Below are 25,227 nucleotides of genomic sequence, written 5' to 3'. Positions count from 1 at the left end.
ATGCGTCGTTCCGAGGAACGGTTTTCCCCGGTGAAAGCTCCGTATAGATGCCATAATCCCGGTGATGCGACCACCGGACGCGAGCCCGAGAGGGCCGCTGGGCGACTTCCTCAGCGCCCGGCGCTCCCTGATCACCGCGGCGGACGTGGGCCTGCCGGAGACCGGCTACCCGCGACGCGTGCCCGGTCTGCGCCGGGAAGAGGTGGCCCAGCTCGCCGGCATCAGCATCGACTACTACACGCGCCTTGAGCAGGGCCGCGTCCGCACCGCCTCCCGGCCGGTGCTGCACGCCATCGGCCGCGCCCTGCTGCTCAACGACGACCAGCAGCGCCACCTCATCCAGCTCGCGCACCCCGACGAGGCCGAGCGCCGCGGCGGCTCCGCCCCGCGGGTCAGCCCGCAGGTGGAGCGCCTGCTGGCCAACCTCACCGACACCGCCGCCCTGGTCCTGAGCCGCTACTTCGACGTCCTCGCCTGGAACCGGCTGGCCGTCGCGCTGCTCGGCGACCTGGCCGCGATGGAGCCCCGGCACCGCAACTACGTGTGGATGACGTTCCTCGACCCGCACGTCCGCTCCATGCTCGTGGACTGGCGCGAGCGCGCCCAGGAGGCCGTGTCGGCGCTGCGGCTGGCGGCCGGCGTGGCGTGCGACGCGCCCCGGCTGCGGGAGCTCGTGGGCGAGCTGTCCGCACGCGACCCCGACTTCCGCACCTGGTGGGTCCAGCACCTGGTCACCATGCGCACCTCGGGCAGCAGCCGCCTCGACCACCCGGTGGCGGGCCGGTTCAGCGTGGACTGGCAGGTCCTCACCTGCGCGGACGACGGCGAGCAGGCGATCGTGCTCATGAGCGCCCCGGCGGGCGGTCCCGACCACGCCGCGATCCGCGGGCTGGACGCCTGGGCCGAGGCGCACGGCCTCACCCACGGCACCGCCGCCCCCGCCGCCCCCCTGGTCACCACACCTCACGCAGGGGCATCGGGAACCCCGTCTTGACCCGGGCAAGGGCGTAGCCGCTCAGAGACGAGGGCAAATCCCCGGCATTCCGCTCTTTTTCGAGGTGTTGCCATGGTTTCCGCGCGGCGGCTGATCAGCCGGATCGTCTACGGTTCCCGCTACGACCGTGTCCACTGGACCCAGCGCGTCTACGTGCGTCCCGGCGAGCGGCTGGCGCGCGAGGCGCGGTGGCGCTGGCGGCTGCGGCGCGCGCCGGTGGTGCCGCTCGCGGACTACGCGGCCCGCACGCCGCTCGGCGCGATCGAGGAGTTCGTGAGCTGCCTGATGTGCGGGCAGTCACGCCAGCAGCCGCTGTTCGAGCCGGCCAACGGCGACGGCTGGAGCTACCGGGTCGTCCGCTGCCCGTCGTGCGGCTTCCTGTACCGCAATCCGAACGTGCGTCCCGAGCACCTCGGCGACCTGTACGCCACCGGCTACAGCGGCTTCCTGACCGGCGACTACGCGGCCAACCGGCAGCGCCGCTACCGCCTGACGATGGACGCGTTCGCGCCGGTGTTCAGCGACGGGCGGGGCCGGCGGCTGCTCGACTTCGGCTGCGGCGCGGGGCTGTTCCTGGAGCTGGCCGAGCAGCGGGGCTTCGAGGCTTACGGGGTGGATCTGTCGCCCGACTCGGTCGAGCAGGCCAACGCGCGGCTGACCCGGGCGCGGGCGTACTTCGGGGCGCCGGAGGACGTGCCGGAGATCGCGGAGGGCGGCTTCGACGTGATCACGCTGTGGTCGGTGCTCGCCCACCTGCCGCGGCCGTTGTCGGACTTCTCGCTGTTCAGGCGGCTGCTGGCGCCGGGCGGCGTGCTGCTCGTGCTGACGGTGAACGCCCGCTCGCTGCTGCTCAAGGCGTACGGCCCGACGTGGAGCGGCTTCACCAAGAACCACCTGATGTTCTACTCGGCCGAGACGCTGCGCACCCTGCTGAGCCGTACCGGCTTCGCCGGGGTCTCCTATGCCCCCCACTACGGCGACGCGGTGGAGGCCGGCACGGACCGGCTGACGGAGCCGCTGCGGCGGCGGCTGCGCCGCACGATCGAGGCGGCCGACGGCGGCAACATGATGCGCGCGCTGGCCTTCGCCGACCAGGAGGCGATCGCCCGCTGGGGCGGCGACCGGCGGGTTCACCGGCTGCGCACGCGCGCGCAGGCCCGGCCCGTACCCGCCGCCGATTGACCGTTCCGTCCGAAGGGATCTACATTCGGCCGCGTGAACCTGCCCGTCACGGGGAGCACGGCCGAGGAGCTGCTGGCCGAGGTCGCCCGCCTCAAGGAGCACGACCTGCCCGTACGCGGCGGCCAGGTGACCGCGTACGTCTACGACACCGGCCGCCCGGAGGTCCACGAGGCGGCGACCCGCGCGTACGTCGAGATGCTGGAGGTCAACAGCCTCGACCCGACCGCCTTCCCCAGCGTGGTGGAGATGGAGCGGCAGGTCGTCGGCGCGGTGGCCGACCTGCTCGGCGGCGGCCACGGCATCTTCACCAGCGGCGGCACCGAGTCGATCATGCTGGCGGTGAAGGCGGCCCGTGACCTGGCCGGCCGGGAGCGGCCGGAGATGGTCGTGCCGGTCACCGCCCATCCGGCCTTCCACAAGGCGGCCCACTACCTGGGGGTGCGCGTGCGGCCGGCGCCGGTGGACCTGGCCACGTACCGGGCGCGGGCGGCGGACGTCGAGGCGGCGATCACGGCCGACACCGTGCTCGTCGTGGCCTCGGCGCCCTCCTACCCGCAGGGGGTGATCGACCCGGTCGGGGAGATCGCCGCGGTGGCCGCCGCCGCGGGCGCCCCCTGCCACGTGGACGCGTGCGTGGGCGGGTGGCTGCTGCCGTGGCTGCGCGAGGCCGGGGCGCGCGTGCCGGCGTTCGACCTGTCGGTGCCGGGCGTGACCTCGCTCTCGTGCGACCTGCACAAGTTCGGCTACGCCCCGAAGGGCGCCTCGGTCGTGCTGTTCGCCGACCCGGCGATGCGCCGTCGGGCGTACTTCGCCTCGGCGGCCTGGCCCGGCTACACCGTCATCAACGCGACCGTGCAGAGCTCGCGCTCGGCCGGGCCGCTGGCCGGCGCCTGGGCCACGCTGCGCGCGCTCGGCCGGGCGGGCTATCTGGAGCTGGGCCGCGCCACGCTGGAGGCGGCGGCGGCGCTGCGCGAGGGCATCGCCCGCGTCCCGGGGCTGCGGGTGCTCGGCGAGCCGGAGTCGTCACTGGTCTCCTTCGCCGCCGCCGACGCCGGGCTGGACGTGTTCGTGCTGGCCGACGAGGCGCGGGCGCGCGGCTGGTTCCTGCAGCCCCAGCTCTCGTACGCGGGGATCCCGGCCAACCTGCACGTCACCGTGACCGGGGTGACCCGGGCCGGGGTGGACGCGATGCTCAAGGTGATCGCCGAGTCGGCGGAGGCGGCCCGGCTGCGCGGGCCCGTCACGCTGCCCGAGGGGCTGGTGGAGCTGGTCGCCGGGCTCGACCTGGAGGCGCTGGACGACCCGACGTTCGCCGAGCTGGCCGCCTCCGTGGGCGTGGACCTGCGGCCGGGCCGGGGCCAGCCGGAGATGGCCGTGGTGAACACCGTCCTCGACGCCCTCCCGGCGGCTCAGCGGGAGGCCGTGCTGGTCAGGTTCCTCTCGGTCCTCTACGGCTGACCCCGGCCCGGCCGGGATCCGTACCCGACGGGTGTCAGGTACGGCGCCAGCGCGACTCGCCGAAGCAGTAGCCGGCGAACAGCACCAGCCCGAGGGCCACCACCACGAGCAGCCACGGCCCGACGGGGGTGTCGGCGAAGGCCCGCAGGGTGGCGTCGATGCCGCCCGCCTTGTCCGGGTCGTAGGTGATCGCCGCCTGCACCACGAACACGCCGGCGAGGACGGCGACGGCGCCGCGCGCCAGGTAGCCGGCCGTGCCGAGGCGGTCCATGAGCTTGCGCGCCCCGGACGACATGCGCCCCTGGTCCAGCTCCTCGCGGAACTTCTTCTTCCACCCCTGGTAGATCCAGTAGACGCCGAGCCCGATGATGCCGAGCCCGATCAGGCCGACGATGAACTGCCCGCCGGGCAGGTCGAGCAGCTTGCCGGTCACGTCCTGCGACTTCTTGTCGTCGGAGCCGGACTTCCCGGACAGCAGCAGGGTCAGCAGGGAGCCGACGATCAGCGCGTACACGACGGCGCGGAACGCCGCCTCGACGCGGTCCTTGGTGATCCTCAGCCCGCCGAACAGCGCCTCGGACGCCTGCCAGAGCGCCAGGCCGGCGAAGCCGACGACCATGATCCACAGCAGCACCGAGCCGAACGGCAGGCTCGCGATCGTGGTCATCGCGCCGCCCTTGTCGGCCTGCTTGCCCCCGCTGCCGAGAGCGATCTGCACCGCCAGCACCCCGATGAGCGCGTACAACACACCCCGGCAGGCCAGGCCCACCCTGGCCAGCCGGTCGAGCATCGGATGGTCGGCGGCCCGCCGCGCCATCGCGCGGGCCTGCCGCCCGGCGTTCTCCACCGTGGTCACCGGAACCTCCTCAAATCGCCCGAAGACGACCTTCCGAGTGCCCGAGAACGCGGCGTCCAAGCCTCGGCGAGACGTGTGCGCAGGTCAGCGGGGAGTGAGCACCCAACGCCAGGAGCCCTCGCCCTCGCTCTTGCCGGTGGCGGCGAGCTGGGTGGTCCTGGTCCCGTCCACGCTGACGAGCACGAGCCCGGCGTCGAACTCGTCGTCGCACTCCCGGGCGCAGCCCAGCGCGACCACGTTGTCGTCGTCGGCCCAGGCGAGGAGCTGGAGCACCTTCTGCCGGCCGGCGACCTTTCCGGACCGCGCGTCCGTGATCTCCGTGGGCAGGCCGGACTGCCGAGGGCCGATGACCAGCTTCCCGTTGGGGGACAGAGCTGTCGTGCCGGCGTGGGGGATGTACCGGTCGGCGGGCGGGTCGTGGCGCTTGCCGTCCAGGGTGTAGAAGAGGCGGTCCGGCCTGGTGTCGGTGGGCGCCCAGATCAGCGAGCCGTCCAGGCTCCAGCCGAGGTCCTGGCGGTTGTTGCCGTTGCCGGGGCCGCTGCCCGCCGGCTCGTTCAGCATGTCGGCCAGCTCGGGCAGCTCGTGGTACTCCTTCTCGCCCGTGGTGACGTCGATGAGGTAGTAGCCGGTGCGATGCCCTCCGCCGACGGTGTGCCAGTCGGGAGAGTCCGGCGACCCCTTCCACACGTCGGGATAGTCGGAGTAGGTGGTCACCAGCAGCTTGGTGCCGTCCGGCGACCAGACGAGCGAACCGGCGTCGTGCTCCAGGCCGATGACCGACGTGTTCCTACGCGTCGCCATGTCCACGATCACGATCTGTCTGCCCAGCAGACCGCCCGAGATCGCGGCGGCGGTCTGCAGCCCGGGGGCGACGTCCACCCAGGCCCAGTCGGTCTTCTCGTAGCCGTCGTTCCTGGGGTCGTACAGCCACCACGTCCGCCGGAGTCGCTGAAGATTCGCCGAGGCCTTCTCCGTGGTGGTGGTCCAGTAGGCGGACACCGCGACGTTCCCGGCCGCGATGAGCGTGCGCGGCGGCCGTCCCTCGGTGTACGTGCGGATGTCCGTCGGCGCGGGCGACGGCCGCTCCGGGAGCGTCAGCCCCGTCGCGGGCCGTACGGTGGCTCCCCGGTCCTCCCCGCCCGTCCCCGGGACGACGAGAGCGACGGTCACCCCCGCGGCCAGCGCGAGCGCGCCCGCGGCCAGCGCCCACGGCCGGACGCGCCCCCGCGGCGTCCGTGCCGGGCGCCGGACGCCGAGCGCCCGGTCGGCCAGGTCGTGCGGCACCCGGGCCTCGCCGGCCCACTCCTCCAGCGTGTCGCGCAGCAGTCGGGTCATCGGACGGCCTCCAGTTCCTCGGCGAGCTCGGGAGCGATCTCGCGCAGCCGGGCGAGGGATCGGTGGGTGGTGCTGCGTACCGTTCCGACGGAGCAGCCGAGTTCGCGGGCGACCTGGTGGTCGGGCAGGTCCTCGAAGTACCGGAGCACGAGCATGGTCCGCTGGCGCGGGGTGAGCCGGGCCAGCGCGGAGCGCAGCACCATGCGCAGCTCGCTCTGGTGGGTGCGGTCCTCGCCGGGCAGCTCGGGCGGCGCGGCCTGGACGACCTCGCCGCGCCGGGCCGCCGTGCGCCACCAGCTGATGTGCTGGCGGTACATGATCTGCCTGACGTACGCCTCCGGCGCATCGACGCGCCGCCACCGGGAAGCCAGCTTCGCCAGCGCCGCCTGCACCAGATCCTCGGCGGCGTACTGGTCACCGCCGGTGATCAGGTAACCGAGGCGCATCAGCGCGGGCGAGCGGGCGGAAACGAACTCGCGGAAACCTCGCTCGTCTGCGGGGTCCACGGTCACCTCCAAGAGATGTGGATGTCATCCATCAGACGCCGCGCCGCGCCTCCCGCTATGCCTGTGATCTTCGGCACGCGAAAGGGCGGCCGCCTCACGGCGGCCGCCCTCGGGACGGACGGGGTCAGCTCGCGGTGCGCAGGGCGACCCGGGACGTGCTCGCGGTGCCGGTCCGCTCCGGGATGGATCCCAGGTTGAAGGCGTACCGGGCGGTGGAGTCGGCGATCGCGTCGGCGCTGACGTCGAGCGCGGTCGCGTTGATGTTGGCCGTGGTGTCGCACGCCTGGTGGTAGCAGGCGTCGTACGCGGTCCCGGCCGTACCGCCGAACACGGCGGCCTCCTGGGCCGTCTTGATCCCCTCGGCGCCGGTGAAGATGCCGCCGGACGGGATGCCGACCGCGATGAACGGCCCGTAGTCGGAGCGGCCGTCGAAGTCGGTGCCCACGTGACCCAGCCCGCGCGCGTCGTAGAACGCTTCGAGCTGCTTCTCGATCTGGGCGGATCCGGGCGGGCCCGCCGGGGAGCCGGTGGCGTCGGAGTCGTCGCCGTCGTACAGCTTGTAGGCGTAGTTCGGCGAGGCCACCATGTCGAAGTTCAGGTACAGCCGGATCCGGTCGCGCTCGGCGTCGGTCAGGTTCTCCACGTACTGGTCGGAGCCGAGCAGGCCGATCTCCTCGGCCGCCCAGAACCCGAAGCGGACCTTGTTGCGCACCGGGTAGTGCGCCATCCGCAGGGCGGTCTCCAGGATGGTCGCGCTGCCGGAGCCGTTGTCGTTGATGCCCGGCCCGGCCGTCACGCTGTCGAGGTGGGCGCCGATCATGACGACGTTCCGCGGGTCGCCGAAGCGCGTCTCGGCGATGACGTTGTGGTCGGTGCCGAGCTTGAGCGTGGTGTTCACCTTGAGGTGGACGGTCGCGCCGGGAGTGGCGGCCAGCGCGTTGCCGACCGCGAAGTCGGCGAAGACCATGGGCACCCCGGCCCGCCACTCGCCGATGTTCAGCGGGAACGCGTCGGTGCGGCCGGGCTGGCCCTCGTTGAAGACGATGATGCCGGACGCCCCGGCGAACCCGGCGTTACGGATCTTCTGCGCGAACGCGCACGTGCCCCGCTGGATCAGCGCGATCCGGCCAGCCACGAACCCCTTGAAGTCGGACGCCTCGCAGCCGCTGGTAGAGGTGGGCGTCGGGGTCGGCGGCAGCGTCAGGTCCACGCCCTGGACCTGCGCGGTGACCTCGCCGGCCGGCGACGGCTGGAAGGTGTAGAAGTCGTCGTTCGGGGCGTACGTCTTCTGGTTCGGCGCGGTCAGCTCCAGGGTCGGCGGGCTGTCCTCGGTCCAGCTCTCCACGAAGTGGATCGGGTTGAGCGTGACCTTGTAACCGGCCTTGCGCAGCTTGCCCGCGACGTAGTCGCGCGAGGCGGCGTAGCCGGGCGTGCCCGCGGCGCGGGTGCCCCCGTTGGCGTCGGCGATGCCCTGGAGCGCGGCCAGGTGCTTCTGCACGTTCGCCCCCGTGACCTGCGCCATCAGCAGCTTGGCGAAGGCGTCGTCCAGCCCCTTGGCCTGCGCCGGAGCGGAGACGGCCAGGGGGAGGGCGAGGGCCGCGACGACAGCGGTGACCCCTTTGATGATGGATACGCGCATATGGCTCCTCCACAGCGAAAAAGCGGCATGATCCCCCGATGCCGCCTCACTGGAAGGTAACGCCGCATCTGATGCGCGCCTAGAGCCCAATTTCCCGGCGGCGGTCATGCCGGCACATGGTTGTCTGACCGGATCTCGCGAACGGGAGAAGCCGTAACCGGCCGCCCGGCGCGGCCTGCGGGGGGCCCGCCGACATGAGCCCGCCCGTCGCGGGCAGGGGCCCGATGTCCGCCGCCCGCCGGCCCGCGGCCACGGGCGGAGCATCCGATCGCAGGAGGAGCCATGTCGCAGCCCGACGAGCGACCGCTCGCCGACCGGCGGGAGAATCCCGAGGAGTACGACGACGCGGACTTCGCCGAGGAGTTCGACCCGTCGCCCACGGACCCGGCCAACCAGCCGGAGCAGGACCCGAACCGCGGGGTCCACGGCGAGGCCGAAGGCTACGACCGGCCCACCGAGGCGTGAGCCGCGCCGGACGCCGAGGTCCCATGGGCCATCTCCTCGCTCCGCGAACACGCGCCGGATGAACCGACGAGATCATCAGAACGGGAAAGGCGCGGAAAGTCCACTCGCACACGCACGCCATGAGGACCTGCTGAATCACGCATGGACGTCGGCGCGAAAACCCGAAAAAGGGCCGGTTCCGGCAGAGCCCCGCCGCCCCGCCGGAACCGGCACGCCCTGACGGCGCTAGTGGCCGTGGTGCGCGGCGTGCTGGTGCGGCTTGGCCTCCACCCACACCCGGGTCGCGTCGGCGCGGTCGCGCAGCTCGGTCAGCAGCGCGGCGAGGCCGGCGTGGTCCATGTAGGAGCTCTCCCCGATGGCCGAGGCGTGCGTGGCCACCTGGTCGGACAGTGCGCGGATCTCGCTCAGGGAGTCGAGAACGTCACGGCTTTCCTGTGGGTTCAGATCGCACATGACTCGAACGTAAGGGCGTCGTCGCGGACGGTACATAGACGCGATCGCGCCAAAGACCTTGCCGCGGGACGCCCGTACCGCCTCTGACTAGGGCATTGACAGAGAATCACCAGAAACGCTGGGTAGCCTCCAAGCGCACGAGCCGATCATGGACACGTACTGGACGGACCCGTCGCGCCCGGTCAGGCGGGGATCACCCGGTCGATGACGAAGCCGCTCGTCGGCAGGGCGGGCGCGCGCCACCGCGGGATGCTGAGATCCTGCTCCGGCAGCACGCCGTACGACATCCAGCGGGTCAGCGCGGTCACCGCCACCTTCATCAGGTCGACGGTCAGCCACTCGCCCGGGCACCGGTGACCGCGGTGGTGGTCGCCGCCGCCCTGCGGCACGAGGTCGAAGGCGCCGCCGTCCCGCGTGCCGAACCGCTCCGGCCGGAACTCCTCCGGCTCCTCCCACACCCGGGAGTCGTGGTCGATGCCGTGCAGGTCGAGCAGGACGCGCCGGCCCTTCGGGAAGCGGTGGCCGTTCCACTCGAACGGCTCGGCCACCTTCGCGGCGACCATCGGGAAGAACGGGTAGAACCTCCGCACCTCCTGGACGAAGTGCTCCAGGTAGGCGTCGTCGCCGGCGGCGATCCGCTCGTGGCAGTGCGGGTTCGCGTGCAGGGCCAGGGCGGCGAAGGTGACGAACCGGCCGACGGCCACGATCGGCCGCAGCAGGTTCAGCACCTCCACGGCGGCCACCCGCGGGTCCAGCGGCGCGCCGTCGGCGTCGCGGTGCAGCGCGACGGCCTGCAACGGGGTGCCCGCGAACCGCTCGGGCCGCTCCCGCACCCGCCTCACCAGCTCGGCGATGCCCTTCTCCGCCTGGACGCGGGCCGTGCGGCCGCGCAGGTAACGCGGGCCGACGGCAGCGGGCGCCTCGATCATCGCGCGCAGCCGCGCGGTCGCGTGCGGGATGCTGCGCCGGTCGAGCCGCACGCCCGTCCACGCGCACGCCACCTCGCACAGCAGCTCGCTGACCTCCTCGAACAGGTTGACGCGCGGCATCCGGCTCCAACGGCCGATCCGCTCCCGCCACGCCTCCCCGGCCAGCTCGCGCATCCGCTCCCGCTCTTGCGGCGTCATGAGCGACATGAACATCGCCTTGCGGACGGCGTGCGCCTCGCCGTCCAGCGACTGCACCCCGCCCCGGCCGAACAGCGTCAGCAGCAGCCGGCGCGGCGCCGCCCCGTGGCGGACGAGCCGGCGCTCGCCGTAGAAGACCCTCGCCGCCTCGGGCCCGGTCATGCACGTGGTCGCCCGCAGGAGCAGCCGCGTGTCGAAGACGTCCGTGCCGAGGTCCCTGGCCCGCTCGGAGATGAAGGTGTACGGGTTGAGCCGGAAGGCGGGGGTGTCGTCCACGCCCAGGACCGGCGACGTCGACCTCTCGGCGCCGCTCCGGGGGCATCGCGCGGCCGGCTCCCGCTCACCCTGGCGTGAAGGCGATTCCAGAGTGGTCATGGCCTGCCCTCTTTCCCGGGCCGGGCCACGGAAACCTCTCCGGGTGCGACCTGCTCAGAAGTGGTGTCTCACGGCGACGAGCACCGGGGAAGGACCGGCACAAGATGGACGGTGTACCGACCCCGTCACCCTACCGATTCCAAAAACAAACGACGACGCGCCGACGGTGAATGAAAACCGGTTGTCATCGATCCTCGGGAAGCGGCTATTACGGCTTCACGTCGAATGCACTTGGATAGCGGCCAATTTCCGGCCACAAAGGTGATATGAAAAGTTACATTACCGTATCGGCAACCTACGAGCCCTCCGTGGGATCTTGAAACGGCGGCGGCAGCTGCGGAAGGTTGTCTGTGTCCAAAATTTGGGGCCACGAACAGGTGCATCTCCCCAGATTTCCCCGTTCGTGGCCTGATACAACACCGGGAGGAGTGTACCTGCATGCGCGTAAAGCGCCTTGCGATAACGGTGGCGTCAGCCGTGGCAGCGATCACCGTCGGGGCCGCACCGGCCATGGCAGAACCGCCGACCACACCAGAGCAGTTCGGTTCCCAAGCGAACGGCTCTGAGACTGTGGAGGCCGTCATCAACCCCGAAACCCAGAGCCCTCTGACAACCCAGGACGCTGTTGCCTGCAAGGCGCACATCAGCAATCCCTATAGGCTTACAAGTACGGGAAAAACAGTATACGCCGACGGTGACATCAACTGGTGTACGCCGACACCGCCTGACGATTGCAGGCTGGAGGCAGAGATCATGCGGTGGGACAAATCGCTGCAGGACTACATCACTGTCGCTTCCGGCCCCGCAAAGAACGGCTGCAAGCTCGGCACAAAGTCCCAAGCGAAGTACAAGTGCACTCCCATCAAGGGTAGCATCGCCTACAAGGCTCGCGTATGGTTGACGGTCCAGTATCACGGGCAGACCAACGTCGCGCACAGCGATACGTCAGCGGTCGGAATCGGCTGCGATTAGATTCGACAGCTCGCCCATCGTAAACGTGTGACGGCGCATTGAAGGGGTCGACATGACAGAGATTATGACCTTTATTGTCGACCCCTTCGATCTGCCACCGAACGAGATTCCGGCCAATATCCCGGTTGGCCAGATGTTCGTGGAAGCCAGACGATGTGCTGTTTTCGTAGAGCGGATCGCGATTTTTTCTCGAGGTCTGGAAGTCCAGGTGGGATACCACGTAAGAGAAGACGCGCTTCCTCCAGATGACGGATTCAGCATTCCCCTCCCCGGGTCGCTGGACGATATGAGCTTGGAACTGCGAGCCGAAGGTCAACCGAAGCGCCTGGCGGTCCAGAACACCGGGGCGAGCAGTCAAGGATTCTCGGGTCGGATGTTCTATTGGGCGGCGCCCGTGCCGCGGGGACAAGGACTGGATCTGTCAATCTCGTGGCCGTCCCTTGGCGTCGAATCCCGACATTGGCTTATCCGCCGTGCTGATCTGGAAGAGGCGGTCTCGGGTGTCAGGGTGTTGTGGCGGTAAGTAGGTGCCGTACCGACACTCGACCGGTAGAGACGGGACGCATGGAAAGCAAGCATTATGTCGACTTCCTCCGAGACCTTCTGAGTCTCGACGAAGCCGTGCGTACAGGGGCGAGCGACCGCGTTCGGGACCGCGTGAACCTGCTCTCCGGCACCCAAGCCAGGGTGGTCCGGGAGCTGATCGCCATGCTGACCCGGCACGAGGAGTCCCGGGGGCCCTGGAGGCGCTCCTGCACGCGCTGACCGATCTGGACGGTTGTCTCACCCCTCGGGACATCCCGGAGTCCATGATCCACGTGGAGCACCGCGAGTACATGGAGGAATTCGCCCCACGCATCGCCAGGGCGAGCAACGCCACCGCAGAGTGATCTCCGTTTCGTCCTCGGGCGACATGAGCGACGTGTACGCGGTGTTTGCCGGAGAAGTACGGCTGGTCAGCCTTGATGCTGTCGGCGCGGATGAGCGGCCGGTGGCGCGCGGGCGGTGCGCGCGGGGACCGGCCCCAGGCCGCATCCCGGCGCGCTGTCCGCCCGGCGTGACCGGCTGAGGTCACCTCCGCCCTGGGGGCCGCTCGTCGGTCCAGCCGGTCTGCTCGTACGAGACCTCGTGGTGGAGCGGGACCGTCCGGCCGGCGCCTGTCCGGTCCAGGATCGTCGTCTCTCTGGCCAGCGTCCGGCCGGTACGGGGATCCACCACGATCCGCGCCTTAACGAGGCCGTCCGAGCGGAAGAGGATCGCCTGGCCCTTGCGCCCAAGCCCGTCGGTGACCTCGCCCTCGGCACGCACCCCCGGCATCGTCGCGAGCAGCCGGAAGGCCGTCGCGTGCACCTGCGGCGTCACCGGAAGGTCGGCGATGATCTGCACGACCGCCTCCGCGAGCAGGTTTCTCGTCCCCTCCGGATCGGAGGTGGGGTCCGTGGCTCCGGCATCGGGGAGGAGCTTCATCAGGTACGCCCGCAGCCCGTCCACGTCGTCGGGGATCGCCGCCAGGTCGTCCCAGGTCATCAGCTGCTTGGCCAGGTCTCCTCCGGAGCCCTTCCACTCGCCGCGCAGCTCGGAGCGGACCGGCTCGGAGGGCTTCGCCTCGACGATGTTCTCGCCCTTGTCCCCGGACGGCGAGAGGTCCCACGAGGAGGGCGATCCGGCCTCCCGCCAGGCCGCCTCGTCGCTCGCGGTGGCGGGCTTCGCGCCGAGGGAGCGCGAGATCCGCCAGCTCTTGTCCCCCGGGCGGCGGGCCAGCCACATCTCCTCCGACAGGCCCAGCTCAAGGGTGTACGCGCCGTCGCCCGTGGGCGTCTGCCACCGGGTGACCGTCTTCGTCCGCCAGTAGGCGCCCTCGCCGGCGGGCTGCTTGAGGACCGCGTCGGCGGCGGCGAGCACCATCTCGCGGGCCTTTCCCGGGTCCGCCGAGGTGGTCGAGGAGGCGTCGGGCGTGTCGTGCGCGGTGGCGGCGGGCGTGCCGGGCGCCGTCGAGGTGACCGGACCGCCGGGCGCGGCGATGACGGCCGCCACCAGGATCGTCGCCGCCGCGGCCAGCCCCGCCCCCGCGGTGGCCAGCCGCCTTCTCATGCGGCCGGCCGTACGGGTCCGTCCCGGTTCCCGGGCGGCAGGGTCGTGCGCGGCCCGGAGCAGGATGGGCGCCTCCCGGGGCTCCGCCGGCACCGCGTCCTCGGCGTGGGGGTGGCAGTGGGGGTAGGTGCGGGCGTCGGCGAGGGAGCCTGCGCCGGTGAGAGGGCCGGCGTCGGTGAGAGCGCCGGCGTCGGTGAGGGACATGGCGTCGGGGAGGGAGGCGGCGTCGCTCGCGGTGGGGCCGGCGTCCCGCGCCAGCGCGGCGAGCAGGCGGGCCCGGCCGTCCACGACCGTGTCCAGCGACGGCTCGGGCGAGCCGACGAGGGCGCGCACCGCGTCGAGGTCCGCCCGGTCGTCCGGAGGCCCGGGGAAGGGACGCCCGTTCAGGTCAGTCATCGGTTCCTCCGATCGCCGGGTCGGCGCCGCCGAGGGCCGCGCGCAGCTTCCTGCGGACCCGGTTGAGCCGGGATCCGACGGTGCCGGACGGGATGTCCAGGGCCTGCGCGACCTCCTCGTAGTTGAGGTCCGCCAGGGCCACGAGGAGCAGCACGTCCCTGTCGTGGTCGGGCAGCCGCCGCAGCTCCGCGGCGAGCCGCCCCCGCGCGCCCGCCGCGAGGAGCCTGGCGGCCACCCGGTCCTCGTGTCCGTCGTCCGTGCCGTCCTCGGCCGGCGTCCGCCGCAGCGCCTCCAGCCGGCGGGTCTCGCTCCTCCGGTGCTGGGCCACGAGGTTGGTGGCGATCCCGAAGAGCCAGGCGCGCACGGCTCCGCGCCCGGGGTCGAACGTCGCCCGCTTGCCGTACGCCACGACGAACGTCTCGGCGGCGAGGTCGTCGGCGACCTGCGCGCCGACCCGCCCGGCGACGTACCTGTAGACGTCGCCGAAGTAGCGGTCGTAGAGCGCCGCGAAGGCTTCGGGACGCCGCCACGACTCCTCGATGAGCGCGGCGTCGTCGGTCCTCACGGGTACTCCGGGTGGAGCGGTCATGCGGTCGGGTCCCTTCGACGGGGTCACATCTGTACTCCGTCGAACCGGCGATCCGTCTTCACGCCGGATCTTTTGGGAATGTTGGGGGCATTGGGGGTTTTGTAGCGAATCAGGCGGGAGCAGAGAAGCTTGACAAGTAAACTTCGTGCGTCCTCGAAAGAGAAACGGTGACGCGAGTACATGACGGCAACGCTGATCGACCCCGGCGCCGAGGCCGCGCGGCTGGAAGCGCTGCGCCGGTACCAGGTCCTCGACACCCCGCCCGAGGGGACGTTCGACCGGGTCGTCGCGCTCGCGGCCCGCGCCTTCGGCGCGCCGATCGCGTCCGTGACGTTCGTCGAGCAGGAGCGGGTCTGGATCAAGGCGCACAGGGGGCTGGCGTGGGTCGAGCACGACCTCGGGGGTGACCCGGGCCTGTGCGTCTCCGCGATCAGGGGGTCGAATCCCTACGTGGTGACCGACACGCTCGCCCATCCGGAGGCGTGCGAGCACCCGCTGGTCCGTGAGGAGCCCCGCGTGCGGTTCTACGCCGCCGCGCCGATCGTTACGGCCGACGGCCACCGCCTGGGCACGGTCAACGTCATGGACGTCGAGCCGCGCGAGGCGGACGAGGCCGTGCTGCACACGCTGACCGATCTGGCCGCCCTGGTGGCCGGCCAGTTGGAGACGCGGCTGTCCGCCCGCGCCGCCGTCACGCTCGAACGCCGCCTGCGCCAGCAGGCCGAGGCCGAACGCGGCCGGCTGGAGCTGCTCACCTCCACGCTGCGCAAGGTGCTGCTCCCGCCGTCCCCGCCGAAGGTCCCCGGGCTGGACATCGCCACGCACTACCACGTCGCCTCCGCCGACCAGGTGGGCGGCGACTTCTTCGACGTGTTCCGCCTCGACGAGGACCACTGGGCCTTCTTCCTCGGCGACGTGTGCGGCAAGGGCGCCGACGCGGCCGTCGTGACCGCCCTGGCCCGGCACACCCTGCGCGCCGCCGCCGTCTACGCGGTGGACCCCGAGGCCGTGCTGGCCAACCTCAACATGGTGCTCATGGACGAGTTCCTGGGCGCCGACCCGTGCTACTGCACGGTCCTGTACGGCGTGCTCACGCCGACCGGCGAGGGCGTGCACGTCAAGGTCGCCGGGGGCGGGCATCCTCCCGCGATGATCGTCCGCGCCGAGGGCGACGTCGAGGCCCTGCGCACCGAGGGCGGCATGCTCGTCGGGCTCCTGCAGGAGGCGCGTTTCGCCGTCGCCGAGACCACGCTGCGCCCCGGCGACGGCATGCTGCTCTACACCGATGGTCTCACCGAAGCCCGCACACCGGCCGGCCACATGTACGGTGAGGACCGTCTGCGAAGCCTGGCCGCCGGCCTGGCCGGACAACCCGCCCAGGCGGTGGTGACGCGGCTGGAGGAGACTCTGTCCGCGTTCGGCCCCGGATTGACCGACGACACGGCCATCCTGTCCATGACCGTTCCTCCGATCGTGAAAAGGCACTCGCGGTGACCACACCAGTTCACCTGACGCAGATCTCGGCTGACCCGGCCACGGGCACGTGCGTCCTGGCCCTGGCCGGTGAGCTCGACTACATCAGCGCGGCCCAGCTCCGGGCCGACATGGAGAGCACCCTGCGGCCCGAGCACCGTCACCTGGTGCTCGACCTCAGCGGGCTGGAGTTCTGCGACTCCACCGGCATCCGCCTCTTCCTGGTCTTCCGCAAGCTCATCCTGGAACGCGGGGGGTCGATCGCGCTGGCCGGGCTGACCAGCCGGCTGGAACGCGTCTTCCACATGACCGGGCTGTCCCAGGCGTTCGCCCTCTATCCCGACGCCGAACAGGCCCGGGCCGCCATCACGGCCGACGCCTGATCCGGTCCCGGAGGCACGGCACAGCGAATTCGCGAGGGCCATCGGGCGCGCCGCGATATTCGTGATGCGAATGCCGGGGTCTCCGGGCCGGTGGGCGGAGGTCCTGGGGGATATCGTCGGCTCATGGCGACGTGCGCCGTACGACCCCGCGGCCGGCCGGTGCGTTGATGCCCCGGCTGACCTTCGCCTGCCAGCACCTGCCCGGAGCCACCGTGATCACCGTGGGTGGCGAGATCGACTCGGCCAACGCCGCCCGGGTGGAGTCGTTCATCGCCGAGTCGCGCCGCCGGCCCGGCGATCATCTCGTGTTCGACCTGACCGAGGTGCGGTTCATGGACAGCGCCGGGCTGCGCACGCTGCTCAACGCCTACCTGGACGCGGAGGCGCACGGCGGGAGCGTGCGGCTGGCGGCGCTGCAGCCCATGCCGGCCCGTCTGGTCGCGATCACCCGTGTGGACGAGCACCTGCCCGTCCACGCCACGGTCCAGGAGGCGCTCACCGCCGCCCTCAGCTCGCCCGAGCCCCGCGCCGCCCGGCCGGCGACACGAGCACCGGCGTCGCCTGACGGTCCAGGGCCCGGCGACACGAGCACCGGCGTCGCCTGACGGTCCAGGGTCCGGCGACACGAGCACCGGCGTCGCCTGACCTCCGGCCGGGAGAAGCACGCTTCAGGAGCTCACGGAGGGCTCCGCCACCGCCGCGCCGTCCTCCCGCTCGGGCCGGTCCGCGGCCGGCGCGGGCCGGCGCAGGACCAGGAGCCCCACCGCGAACGCCGCGACCAGCAGCCCGGCCGAGATGCCGAACGCCAGCCGGTACCCGCCGGTCAGCGCGGCCGCCTGGCCCGCCCCGGCGGCCAGCAGTTCGCCGGTGCGCGAGGCGGCCATCGTGGACAGCACCGCCACCCCGATGGCCATGCCGACCTGCTGGGTGGTGTTGAACAGCCCGGAGGCCAGCCCGGCGTCGCTCTCCCGCGCGCCGGACATGCCCAGCGTGGCCAGCGCCGGGAGCACCAGCCCGCCGCCCGAGATCAGCACCATCACCGGGAGCAGGTGGGTGAGGTAGCCCGCGTCCACCGAGATCCGGGTGAGCAGCAGCATCGCGGCGATCAGCAGCACCAGACCGGACAGCAGGACGGCGCGGGCGCCGAAGCGGGCGCTGAGCCGGGCCGAGACGAACAGGGAGATCGCGCCGATGCCGACGGCGGCCGGGAGCATGGCGAGGCCGGTGTCGAGCGCCCCGTAGCCGAGGACCCGCTGCATGTAGAGCGCGACGAGCACCTGGAAGGCGAACATCCCCGACAGGGCCAGCATCTGCGCGAGGTTGGCGCCGGTCACGTTGCGCGAGCGCAGGATCCGCAGCGGCATGAGCGGCGTCCTGGCCGTGGCCTGCCGGACGACGAAGGCGGCCAGCAGGGCCAGCGACACCGCGCCGAGGCCCAGGGTGTGGGCGGCGAGCCAGCCGTACTCCTCGACCTTGACGATCGTGTAGATGCCCAGCATCAGGCCGCCGGTCACCAGCACGGCTCCGGCGACGTCGGCGCCGGCGGCCGGGCCGGCCCCGCGGTCGGCGGGCAGGACCAGCAGCGCCAGGGCGACGGTGACCGCCCCGATCGGCACGTTGATGAGGAAGATCCACGGCCAGCTCAGGCCGTCGGTGAGCACGCCGCCCAGGACCTGGCCGATCGAGGCGCCGGCCGCTCCCGTGAAGCTGAAGATGGCGATCGCCTTGGCCCGCTGGACGGGGTCGGCGAACAGCGTCACCAGGATGCCCAGGACCACGGCCGAGGCCAGCGCGCTCCCGACGCCCTGCAGGAACCGGGCGGCGATCAGCAGGCCGGGGCCGGTGGCCGCGCCGGCCAGCAGGGAGGCGGCCGTGAAGATCGCGTTCCCGGCCAGGAACATCGTCCGGCGTCCGACCAGGTCGCCCAGCCTGCCCGCCAGGAGGAGCAGGCCGCCGAAGGGGATCAGGTAGGCGTTGACGATCCAGCTCAGCCCGGCGGGCGAGAAGCCCAGGTCGTGCTGGATGGCCGGCATCGCCACGGTCACGATGCTGCCGTCGAGGATGGTCATCAGTCCGGTGGCGGACAGCACGCCCAGCGCGGTCCAGGGCGAATTGCGTATGTACGACATGGTCTCTCCCGTATCAGTCGACAGGAGAGACCGTAGCAGATAGTTCCGTAATAGACGATCCTCTTCGGTCCTACTTTGCCCGCTCCCGCGCCCGGCGGGCGGGCTGCGGCCCCTCGGCGGGCTCGGCGAGATGCCCGCTCACCAGGCGGTTCAGGGCGCGCACCATGACCTCCCGCTCGTCCTCGGGCAGCGCGTGCAGCGCCTCCCGGTGCACGCCGTCCACGATCTCCTGGCTGCGCCGGGCGACGGCCGCGCCCGCCTCCGTGACCGCGATGATCCGCGCCCGCCGGTCGGTGCTGGACGGGCGGCGCTCGGCGTACCCGGCCTTCTCCAGCGCGTCCACGGTCACCACCATCGTGGTCTTGTCCATGTCGCCCAGCTCGGCGAGCTGGATCTGGGTGCGCTCCTCCTCCAGCGCGTGGACCAGCACGCAGTGCATGCGCGCCGTCAGCCCGATCTCGGCCAGCGCCGCCGCCATCCGGGTGCGCAGCACATGGCTGGTGTGGTCGAGCAGGAAGGACAGGTCGGTCTCGGTGCGCGCGGGCGCCATCGCGGTCATGTCGTCAGCCTACCCAAGTCGTTCAAGTGCGGATTATCTGCAAGAGTACGATTGCCGCTGGTCACCTGGGCTCCGGAACCCATCGGCGGCCGAGCACCACCACGAGGCCGCCGACGACGGCCAGCGTCATCAGCACGGCGCCGAAGAGGGTCGTGCCGCCGGTCAGCCCCATGGCGTCGCTGAGGTAGCCGGCCGACACCGGCAGCAGGCCCGCCAGGAGGTAGCCGCCGACATTGAGCGCGGCGTTCGCCTCGGCCAGCCGCCCGGCCGGGACGGTGGAGTTGAGCAGGGACAGCCCGCCGAGTTGCCCCATGCCCTGACCGGCGCCGGCCAGCAGCGCCGCGACGGCGAGGACCTGGATCGACGCGGCCTGGACGGCGACGACCAGCGCGACCATGGCGAGGGCGGTGGAGGTCGCCCCGGCGATCAGGATCGCGCCGCGGCGCAGCCGCTGGACCGCGAACTGCACCCCCGTCGAGGCCAGGAACATCACGAACGCCATGGCCCCCGGGACGATCCGGTTGGTGCCGCCGAGCAGGCCGGTCAGCAGCGAGGGGCCGAGCGAGAGCACGAACGAGGTCGCCGTGATGCCCGGCGCGAACACGGCCACCCCCAGGGCGAGGTGCCGGCCGTTGCCGCGCGGCACGGCGGGCACGCGTACCCAGGAGCCCGCGGCCGACGCGCGTCCCCTGGCGTCCGGGAGCGGCATGCGGAGGACGACGGCGACGGCGCTCGCCAGCAGCGCCGCCTCCACGGCGAAGACGGTCACGGTCGGCGCCGGCAGGGCCTCGGACAGCACGCCCGCGAGGAGCGGGCCCAGCCCGGCGCCGAAGACCATGGCGCAGGACGCCAGCAGGGCCCCGAGCCGCGCGCGACCGGGGCCGGCCACGTCCGACACGGCGGCCATGCCGCCGGAGACCACGGCTCCGACCGCGATGCCGGCGAACAGCCGGGCCACGATCAGCGCGGCCACGCTGCCCGCCGTGGCGAAGATCAGGCAGGCCGCGAGGGCGAGCGCGAGCGCGGGCAGCAACACGGGCTTGCGTCCGAGCCGGTCGGACAGGACGCCCGAGACGAGCAGCGAGCCGATCAGGCCGACGATGTAGAAGGCGAAGACCACGGTCAGGGTGCCCTTGGAGAAGCCGAGGTCACGCTGCCACAGCACGTACAGCGGGGTGGCCGCGTTGGACAGGACGAAGACCGCGGTCACCGGCCAGGCGGCCAGCCAGACCCATCGAGTGGGAGCGGCCTTCTCCTGGCGCTCGCTCCTCGGTTTCACGGGCACCGTTCGACTCATGGACATGGCGGCTCCTTCCGGCCGACACAGTACGAACAGAGTCGAACTTAGCATGAAGTACGATGAGACTCGTACAACGGACATCGGAACCGAGGAGCCGAACATGCCGACGACGACGCGTCCGGCGCCCGCCTTCAGGGCGCTTCCGGAGCCCGCGGGACTGCCCGAGCCGCTGCCCGAACCGGCGGTCGAGGACCTGCGCCTGGAGACCGTGCTCGGCGCGCTGAGCGACCCGCTGCGCCTGACGATCGTGCGCAAGCTGCTCCTGGAGTCGGAGGCGTTCGACCACACCTGCGGCTGGTTCGGCCTCGACCGCCCCAAGTCCTCCCTCACCCACCACTTCAAGGCGCTGCGCGAGGCGGGCGTCACCCGGCAACGGCAGTACGGCCTGGAGCGGCGCAGCCATGTGCGCGTCGCCGACCTCGAAGCGCGCTTCCCCGGCCTCCTCGCCCTGGTGGCGGCCTGGACGCCGGACGAGAACTGACCGGCGATAAAGGGGCCATTTACCCAACACACAAGGCGCGCTGTTCTCTCGGGCTTCGACCCCTCCGATACAGTCTCGGCACAGGAAATCCGGATTTACCGGACGCCATTTTTCTTGCGAGAAACCGCAGATATCCATATTTCGGCGTCGGACGGAACCAAGAAATCCGCGACTTTCTCCAGCTGTATGCCTTGGGGGAGGTATGCCCGAATTGGAACGTCGACGTTTTCTCCAGATCGCCACCCTTGCCGGAGCCGTCACGGTGGCCCCGGCCCGGCTCCTCGGCGCGGCCCCGGCGCAAGCCTCGCCGAGAGGAACGCTGAACCCGTCCGTCATCCGCAAGTACGAGACACGGCTGGTCATACCGCCGGCCATGCCGCCGACCTCGGTCACCCGCGGCCTCGACTACTACGAGATCGCGGTACGCCAGTTCAGGCAGCAGATCCTTCCTTCGGGCCTCCCGGCGACGACCGTGTGGGGCTACGGGTCGATCAACCATCGTGGCACGTTCAACTACCCGGCCTTCACGATCAACGCTCGTCATCGACGGCCGGTCCGGGTCAAGTGGATCAACGACCTCGTCGACCGCAACGGCGATTTCCTGCCGCACCTCCTGCCGGTCGACCAGACCCTGCACTGGGCGAATCCGCCCGGCGGCATATCGGACCGTGACTCGAACGGCACCAGCCAGCAGCCTTACCGAGGACCGGTTCCGATCGTCACGCACGTGCACGGCAACCACACCTTCGACTACAGCGACGGCTATCCCGAGGCCTGGTACCTGCCGAAGGCCCGCAACATTCCCGCGGGATTCGCCCGCGAGGGCACTTTCTACAATTTCTTCAAGGAGAAGTCGCCGATCGGTGACCTCTGGAGCCGCGGGAACGCGGTCTTCCAGTACGCCAACGACCAGCCGGCCAACACGCAGTGGTACCACGACCACACCCTCGGGATGACCAGGGCCAACGTCTACGCCGGCCCCGCCGGCTTCTACCTGCTCCGCGGCGGGCCCGGCGACCTCCAGGGCGGGCGCCTGCCCGGTCCCGCTCCGCAGGTCGGCGACCGTCCGGGCACGCGCTACTACGAGATCCCCCTGGCCGTCCAGGACCGTTCCTTCAACTACGACGGGTCGCTGTTCTACCCCAGGAGCCGGACCTTCTTCGACGGCTTTCCCGGGCCGTACGCCCCGACCAGCGACGTCCCGCCGATCTGGAACCCCGAGTTCTTCGGCAACACGATCGTGGTCAACGGCAGGACGTGGCCGGTGCACGAGGTGGAGCCGCGACGCTACCGCTTCCGCATCCTCAACGGATGCGACTCGCGCTTCCTCATCTTCAAGCTCGCGTCGAACCCATGGCTGCCCCGCCCGGTCAAGCCGGTGCTGCCCATCTGGATGATCGGCGCGGAGGGCGGCTTCCTGCCCGCGCCGGTCAGGCTCGACCAGTTGCTGCTCGCGCCGGCCGAGCGGGCCGACGTGATCGTGGACTTCACCGGCCTGCCGGTGGGCACGGAGATATACCTGATCAACGAGGGGCCCGACGCGCCCTTCCCGGGGCCGCCCGACTCGTTCGCCGACCCCCTCACCACCGGCCAGGTCATGAAGTTCGAGGTCGTGCGGCTCACCTCCCACGACACCAGCACCCCGCCGAGCCGGCTGAACCTGCCGCACTTCCAACCGCTCGGCCCGGCGGTCAACCACAGGAAACTCTCGCTCACCGAGCAGGGCTCGGTCGACTTCCCGGACGTCAGCCCCGTCATCGTCCAGCTCGGCACCGTGAAGAACGGCGTCCCCAACCCCTTGCTGTGGAGCGACCCGATCACCGAGGACCCGATCCTGAACACCACCGAGGTCTGGGAACTGTACAACTTCACGGCGGACGCCCATCCCATCCACATCCACGAGGTGCAGTTCCAGGTCGTCGACCGGCAGCCCTTCGACGGCGGCCCCCGACCGCCGGAGCCATGGGAGCGCGGCTTCAAGGACACCGTCATCGCGCCTCCCGGAGAGATCACGCGGGTGAAGGCGACGTTCGATCTGCCGGGCCGGTACGTCTGGCACTGCCACATCCTCGAACACGAGGACAACGAGATGATGCGGCCCTACCAGATCATCGGGTGACCCGTGGCTCAGGGACGGCCGCCGACCCCCGTGGCGGTCTCCTTGAGCCGACCGGCGAGGCCCTCGTCGGGCGCGAGCGGGGCGGTGTCCGCCCCCGCGCCCTCGTGCAGCCCCTCGACGACCGCCTCCAGCGCCTCCCGCGAGGAGTGCGCGGGCGTCCACCCGAGCACCTCCCGGGCGCGCGTCACATCCATGAGCGGAACCTGGAGCAGCATCTCCAGCAGCCCCGGCGCCGCGGGCAGCAGCCGCAGGTGCCACCCCGCCGCCATCGCGCTCCTGGCCAGGAACGGCGGGACGGGCACCGTGCGCGCGCCCAGCAGCCGGGCCAGCCCGGCGGCGTCCAGCGGCGGCTCGGCGGCCAGGTTGAACGCCCCGCTGACCTGCCGGACCACCGCGAGCCGGTACGCCTCGCCCGCGTCCTCGGCGTGCAGGCACTGGAAGCGCAGCCCCGGCATGTCCGGCACGAACGGGATCAGCCCCGGCCGCACCAGCCGGCGCGGCACGAACGGCCCGCCGAACAGGCGGCGCTGCTCCGTGGCGGCCTCCCGCTTGAAGATGAACCCCGGCCGCATCCGCACCACGCGGATGTCGGGGTGGTCGTTCTCGAAGACGTCCAGGACCCGCTCGACGTACGCCTTCTCCCTGCCGTACGCGGCGCCCGGCCAGCCGTGGGTGGGCCAGCTCTCGTCCACCGCCCGGTCCTTGGGGCCCGGCGAGTACGCGCCCACCGACGAGGCGTACACCAGGGCGGGCACCCCCGCCTCGGCCACCGCGCGGAAGACCCGCATGGCGCCCAGCACGTTGGCCCGCCACGTCACGGTGGTGTCCCGGGTCGGCTGGAACAGCCACTCCAGGTGGACCACCGCGTCGGCGCCCTCGAAGATCGGCGTCAGGTCGTCGGTCACCACGTCGCCACGGCGCCACTCGACCTTCTCCGGCTGCCACCCGGGCAACCGGCGGGCCACGCCCACGACCGACCTCACCTGGTCGTCCGTCCGCAGGGCCTCCACCACGCTCGTGCCGACATTGCCGGTCGCGCCGACCACCACCACCTTCATACCGGCCGGGCTGCCCGCCGAAAGGGGACCGAAACCCCGCAGACCGGAACCCTAGGGCCGCAGCAGCACCTTGATGGCGCCGTCCTGCTTCTTCTGGAAGATCTCGTAGGCGCGCGGCGCCTCGTCCAGCGGCAGCCGGTGGGTGGCCAGGTCCATCACGGCCAGCGGGTCGGCGTCGTCGGTGACCAGCGGCATGAGGTCGTCGATCCAGCGCTTGACGTGCGCCTGCCCCATGCGCAGCGTCACGCCCTTGTCGAACATGCGCAGCATGGGCAGCGGGTCGGTCATGCCGCCGTAGACGCCGATGACGGAGATGACCCCGCCGCGCCGCACGGTGTCGATGGCCTGGTTGAGCACGACGAGCCGGTCGACGCCCGCCTGCTTCATGAGCGGCGCGGCCACCGCGTCCGGCAGGAAGCCGGTGATCGTCTGGGCCAGCTTCGCGCCGGGCGAGCCGTGCGCCTCCATGCCGACGGCGTCGATGACGGAGTCGGCGCCGCGCCCGCCGGTCAGCCCGCGCACCGCGTCGGGCACGTCGTCCGCCGCGCGCGCGTCCACGACCTCGATCCCGTGGCGGCGCGCCATCTCCAGCCGCTCCGGCACGCCGTCCACCGCGATCACCCGGTAGCCCCGGTGACGGGCGATGCGGGCGGTCATCTGGCCGATCGGGCCGAGCCCGAAGACCGTGACGCTGCCGCCCTCGGGCACCTCCGCGTACTCCACGGCCTGCCAGGAGGTGGGCAGGACGTCCGACAGGTAGACGAAGCGCTCGTCGGCCGGGCCGTCCGGCACCTTGATCGGGCCGAAGTGGGCCTGCGGCACCCGGAGGTACTCCGCCTGCCCGCCGGGGACCTGGCCGTACAGCTTCGTGTAGCCGAACAGGGCGGCGCCCATGCCGTGCTCGCGCACCTGGGTGGTCTCGCACTGGGCGTACAGCTTCATGCCGCACATGTGGCAGCGGCCGCAGGCGATGTTGAACGGCACGACCACCCGGTCGCCCGGCCTGATGTGCTCGACGTCGGCGCCGACCTCCTCCACGACGCCCATCGGCTCGTGGCCGAGGATGTCGCCCTGGGTCATGAACGGCCCGAGAACCTCGTACAGGTGCAGGTCGGACCCGCAGATCGCGGTGCTGGTGATCTTGATGATCGCGTCGGTCGGCTCCTTGATCGCCGGATCGGGGACCTCCTCGACCCGCACGTCCCGCTTGCCGTGCCACGTGACGGCCTTCATGTCCGCTCCTCCCGCCGGCACCCCCCATACCCCCACACCCGCCGCCAAACGGCT

General features: G+C 71.5%; 24 protein-coding genes. 11 read left to right on the top strand and 13 right to left on the bottom strand.

The features are described 5' to 3' along the window. Positions 1-64 precede the first annotated feature (64 nt). From HD595_RS19370 to HD595_RS19360, 3 genes are all read left to right on the top strand, one after another. Positions 65-994 carry a helix-turn-helix transcriptional regulator gene (locus tag HD595_RS19370; RefSeq protein WP_253770990.1) on the top strand — a complete coding sequence of 310 codons (930 nt, stop codon included), beginning with the start codon at positions 65-67 and terminating at the stop codon, positions 992-994. Positions 995-1,066: 72 nt separating this feature from the next. Then, on the top strand, positions 1,067-2,176 hold the full coding sequence (locus tag HD595_RS19365; protein WP_253770989.1) for a class I SAM-dependent methyltransferase: 1,110 nt from the start codon (positions 1,067-1,069) through the stop codon (positions 2,174-2,176). A gap of 33 nt (positions 2,177-2,209) precedes the next feature. Further along, positions 2,210-3,634: a pyridoxal phosphate-dependent decarboxylase family protein gene (locus HD595_RS19360; RefSeq protein ID WP_253770988.1), complete on the top strand. Its 1,425-nt coding sequence runs from the start codon at positions 2,210-2,212 to the stop codon at positions 3,632-3,634. 34 nt (positions 3,635-3,668) lie between these two features. Here the strand turns inward: HD595_RS19360 and HD595_RS19355 are convergent, their stop codons facing one another. The 4 genes from HD595_RS19355 to HD595_RS19340 all read right to left on the bottom strand — a co-directional run bounded on the left by HD595_RS19355 (position 3,669) and on the right by HD595_RS19340 (position 7,970). Beyond that, positions 3,669-4,490, bottom strand: coding sequence for a DUF1206 domain-containing protein (locus tag HD595_RS19355; protein ID WP_253770987.1), 822 nt, complete (start codon positions 4,488-4,490; stop codon positions 3,669-3,671). 84 nt (positions 4,491-4,574) lie between these two features. Continuing rightward, the gene (locus HD595_RS19350; RefSeq protein WP_253770986.1) at positions 4,575-5,825 is read right to left on the bottom strand and encodes a hypothetical protein; all 1,251 of its coding nucleotides are present in this window, start codon (positions 5,823-5,825) and stop codon (positions 4,575-4,577) included. Further along, positions 5,822-6,331 (bottom strand): SigE family RNA polymerase sigma factor, encoded by a 510-nt coding sequence (locus tag HD595_RS19345; protein ID WP_253770985.1) that lies wholly within the window; start codon positions 6,329-6,331, stop codon positions 5,822-5,824. The genes HD595_RS19350 and HD595_RS19345 overlap by 4 nt, the downstream gene beginning before the upstream one ends. Positions 6,332-6,455: 124 nt before the next feature. Next, positions 6,456-7,970 carry a M28 family metallopeptidase gene (locus HD595_RS19340; RefSeq protein WP_253770984.1) on the bottom strand — a complete coding sequence of 505 codons (1,515 nt, stop codon included), beginning with the start codon at positions 7,968-7,970 and terminating at the stop codon, positions 6,456-6,458. 282 nt (positions 7,971-8,252) lie between these two features. Between HD595_RS19340 and HD595_RS19335 the strand changes: the two genes are divergently transcribed. Then, a complete protein-coding gene (locus tag HD595_RS19335; protein WP_253770983.1) occupies positions 8,253-8,435 on the top strand; it encodes a hypothetical protein in 183 nt (60 codons plus the stop codon). Between the two features lie 225 nt (positions 8,436-8,660). On the opposite strand, the gene HD595_RS19330 is transcribed toward HD595_RS19335, so the two are convergent. Then, positions 8,661-8,888, bottom strand: coding sequence for a hypothetical protein (locus HD595_RS19330; RefSeq protein ID WP_253770982.1), 228 nt, complete (start codon positions 8,886-8,888; stop codon positions 8,661-8,663). Between the two features lie 182 nt (positions 8,889-9,070). Beyond that, positions 9,071-10,390 (bottom strand): cytochrome P450, encoded by a 1,320-nt coding sequence (locus HD595_RS19325; RefSeq protein ID WP_253770980.1) that lies wholly within the window; start codon positions 10,388-10,390, stop codon positions 9,071-9,073. Between the two features lie 477 nt (positions 10,391-10,867). Here HD595_RS19325 and HD595_RS19320 point away from each other — a divergent pair, with 477 nt between their 5' ends. Both HD595_RS19320 and HD595_RS19315 read left to right on the top strand, forming a co-directional pair. Next, complete coding sequence (locus HD595_RS19320; RefSeq protein WP_253770966.1) at positions 10,868-11,362, top strand: hypothetical protein; 495 nt, start codon at positions 10,868-10,870, stop codon at positions 11,360-11,362. Positions 11,363-11,414: 52 nt separating this feature from the next. Continuing rightward, a complete protein-coding gene (locus HD595_RS19315) occupies positions 11,415-11,885 on the top strand; it encodes a hypothetical protein (protein WP_253770964.1) in 471 nt (156 codons plus the stop codon). Positions 11,886-12,433: 548 nt separating this feature from the next. Here HD595_RS19315 and HD595_RS19310 read toward each other — a convergent pair. Both HD595_RS19310 and HD595_RS19300 read right to left on the bottom strand, forming a co-directional pair. Further along, positions 12,434-13,849, bottom strand: coding sequence for a CU044_5270 family protein (locus HD595_RS19310; protein ID WP_301309541.1), 1,416 nt, complete (start codon positions 13,847-13,849; stop codon positions 12,434-12,436). Next, positions 13,842-14,414, bottom strand: a complete 573-nt coding sequence (locus tag HD595_RS19300) for an RNA polymerase sigma factor (protein WP_253770962.1) — start codon at positions 14,412-14,414, stop codon at positions 13,842-13,844. The genes HD595_RS19310 and HD595_RS19300 overlap by 8 nt, the downstream gene beginning before the upstream one ends. Positions 14,415-14,618: 204 nt before the next feature. Between HD595_RS19300 and HD595_RS19295 the strand changes: the two genes are divergently transcribed. The 3 genes from HD595_RS19295 (at position 14,619) to HD595_RS19285 (ending at position 16,899) form a co-directional block, all read left to right on the top strand. Beyond that, on the top strand, positions 14,619-15,932 hold the full coding sequence (locus HD595_RS19295; protein ID WP_253770960.1) for a PP2C family protein-serine/threonine phosphatase: 1,314 nt from the start codon (positions 14,619-14,621) through the stop codon (positions 15,930-15,932). Beyond that, the gene (locus HD595_RS19290) at positions 15,929-16,294 is read left to right on the top strand and encodes an STAS domain-containing protein (RefSeq protein WP_253770958.1); all 366 of its coding nucleotides are present in this window, start codon (positions 15,929-15,931) and stop codon (positions 16,292-16,294) included. The genes HD595_RS19295 and HD595_RS19290 overlap by 4 nt, the downstream gene beginning before the upstream one ends. A gap of 167 nt (positions 16,295-16,461) precedes the next feature. Continuing rightward, positions 16,462-16,899, top strand: a complete 438-nt coding sequence (locus tag HD595_RS19285; RefSeq protein WP_253770956.1) for an STAS domain-containing protein — start codon at positions 16,462-16,464, stop codon at positions 16,897-16,899. 63 nt (positions 16,900-16,962) lie between these two features. On the opposite strand, the gene HD595_RS19280 is transcribed toward HD595_RS19285, so the two are convergent. The 3 genes from HD595_RS19280 to HD595_RS19270 form a co-directional block, all read right to left on the bottom strand. Then, positions 16,963-18,423 (bottom strand): MFS transporter, encoded by a 1,461-nt coding sequence (locus HD595_RS19280; protein WP_253770954.1) that lies wholly within the window; start codon positions 18,421-18,423, stop codon positions 16,963-16,965. 70 nt (positions 18,424-18,493) lie between these two features. Next, positions 18,494-18,982: a MarR family winged helix-turn-helix transcriptional regulator gene (locus HD595_RS19275; RefSeq protein WP_253770952.1), complete on the bottom strand. Its 489-nt coding sequence runs from the start codon at positions 18,980-18,982 to the stop codon at positions 18,494-18,496. A 61-nt stretch (positions 18,983-19,043) separates the two neighbouring features. After that, a complete protein-coding gene (locus tag HD595_RS19270; RefSeq protein ID WP_253770950.1) occupies positions 19,044-20,285 on the bottom strand; it encodes an MFS transporter in 1,242 nt (413 codons plus the stop codon). 97 nt (positions 20,286-20,382) lie between these two features. Here HD595_RS19270 and HD595_RS19265 point away from each other — a divergent pair, with 97 nt between their 5' ends. After that, positions 20,383-20,763: an ArsR/SmtB family transcription factor gene (locus HD595_RS19265; protein ID WP_253770948.1), complete on the top strand. Its 381-nt coding sequence runs from the start codon at positions 20,383-20,385 to the stop codon at positions 20,761-20,763. A 202-nt stretch (positions 20,764-20,965) separates the two neighbouring features. Beyond that, positions 20,966-22,882 carry a multicopper oxidase family protein gene (locus HD595_RS19260; protein ID WP_253770946.1) on the top strand — a complete coding sequence of 639 codons (1,917 nt, stop codon included), beginning with the start codon at positions 20,966-20,968 and terminating at the stop codon, positions 22,880-22,882. 8 nt (positions 22,883-22,890) lie between these two features. Here HD595_RS19260 and HD595_RS19255 read toward each other — a convergent pair whose 3' ends face one another. Further along, positions 22,891-23,940 (bottom strand): NAD-dependent epimerase/dehydratase family protein, encoded by a 1,050-nt coding sequence (locus HD595_RS19255; RefSeq protein ID WP_253770944.1) that lies wholly within the window; start codon positions 23,938-23,940, stop codon positions 22,891-22,893. Between the two features lie 51 nt (positions 23,941-23,991). Then, positions 23,992-25,173, bottom strand: coding sequence for a zinc-dependent alcohol dehydrogenase (locus HD595_RS19250; protein WP_253770942.1), 1,182 nt, complete (start codon positions 25,171-25,173; stop codon positions 23,992-23,994). Positions 25,174-25,227: the final 54 nt, after the last annotated feature.

Origin of the sequence: Nonomuraea roseoviolacea subsp. carminata (genome assembly GCF_024172185.1) — a bacterium.
GTDB lineage: Bacteria > Actinomycetota > Actinomycetes > Streptosporangiales > Streptosporangiaceae > Nonomuraea > Nonomuraea roseoviolacea.
The sequence above is the reverse complement of the archived record's forward strand: the minus strand, read 5'-3'. Positions and strand labels throughout refer to the sequence as shown.